General features: G+C 70.9%; 1 pseudogene. It reads right to left on the reverse strand.

Annotated features, from left to right (window positions below):
- Positions 1–1,665: pseudogene (locus tag CN311_RS33720) on the reverse strand (autotransporter outer membrane beta-barrel domain-containing protein); the annotation flags it as partial.

Below are 1,665 nucleotides of genomic sequence, written 5' to 3' on the forward strand. Positions count from 1 at the left end.
ATAGAGACCTGCACTGAAGGCGCCGGAGAACGCCTTGCCGCCATTGCCGCCGCCGCCGCCGATCGCCTGGGCCAGGATGGCCTTGGATTCCGCGCCGCTGACCGTGATGTCGCCGGTATGCGTGACATTGACCGCCATGGCGTCACGGCCAACGCCGCCATCGCCGCCGATCGCCACGCCGACGCCCACAAAGGCGCCGACGGACACCGCACCGGCGCTGCCGCCATTGCCGCCGCCGCCGCCAACCGACTGGGCGAGGATGCCGTGTGACAGGTCGCCTGTGGTGGTGATCCTGTTGGTGTTGACGACCTCGACCTCGCCGCCATTGCCGCCGCCGCCGCCATGGCCGCCGACACCAACCGCGGTGAACAGGCCGCCTGCCCCGGCAAAACCGCCGTCGCCGCCGCCGCCGCCGATCGACTGCGCCAGCAGGCCGACCGAGAGGTCGTCCGCCGTGGAAAGTTCGCCGCTGTTGTGGACCGTGACCTTCTGGCTCGAGCCGCCGGCAGCGCCGGCGCCGCCGATGGCCAGCGACGGACCGCCAATGGCGATCGAGAAGCCGCCTGATCCGCCACCGCCGCCAACCGACTGCGCCAGGATGGCATGCGACTGCACACCCTCCGTGGCGATCCTGGCGCCATTGGTCACGTCGACCGTCTTGCCGCCGCCGCCGCCGGCGCCCTTGCCGGCTATGCTGACATTGAGGGCAAAACTGCCGGCGACACTGCCGCCGCCAGTGCCGCCGCCGCCGCCGACCGATTGCGCGATGATGCCGGACGAACGGTCCTCGATCGTGCGGATCGAGCCGCTGTCGACAGTCACCCTGACCGTGCCGGCTTCGCCGGCCGCGCCGCCCTGGCCACCTACGCCGACGGCAGCACCCGCCGACAGATTGAAGGAAAAGCCGCCATTGCCGCCACCGCCGCCGATCGACTGCACGATGATGCCGGCCGAGCGTTGCCCCCAGGTTTCCACGGACCCGTTATAGGTCGCGTCGACCGCCATGCCCCTGCCCGCCGCGCCGGCGCCGCCTCCGATGCCCAGATTGGCGATGGCGCCGAATGTCCCGACAAATCCGCCATTGCCGCCGCCGCCGCCGACCGATTGCACGATCAGGCCGGCGGAATCGGTACCACGCGTGACGATCGATTGGCCGTCGCCAGCGGTGCGGAAGAACACCTGGCCGCCGTCACCGCCGCCACTGCCCTTGCCGCCGACACCGACGCTCACCCCCAGGCTGCCTTCGACGACGAAGCCACCGTTGCCGCCGCCGCCGCCAAGCGACTGCGCGACGATGCCGGCCGAACGTGCCTGGCTGGTTTCGACCGTGCCGCCGGTCGTCACATCGACCTTCTTGCCGATGCCGCCCGCGGCGCCTTGGCCGCCAACGCCGACCGCAACGATACCCGCGCCGCCCAGCGCGAAACCGCCATTGCCGCCGCCGCCGCCGACCGACTGCGCCAGGATGCCGATGGAATCGGTGCCGTTCGTCGTGACATGCGAATTGGCGACATTGTAGTTCACCTCGTCGCCGTCGCCCGCGGCGCTACCGCCGCCGCCGATCGAAACCGAAGCAATGCCGCCGGCGGCGAAACTGCCGCCGCCATTGCCGCCACCACCGCCCACCGACTGGGCGAGAATACCGATCGCCGAACTGCCATGCGT

The sequence above is a fragment of the Mesorhizobium sanjuanii genome (assembly GCF_002529485.1).
GTDB classification, from domain to species: domain Bacteria; phylum Pseudomonadota; class Alphaproteobacteria; order Rhizobiales; family Rhizobiaceae; genus Mesorhizobium; species Mesorhizobium sanjuanii.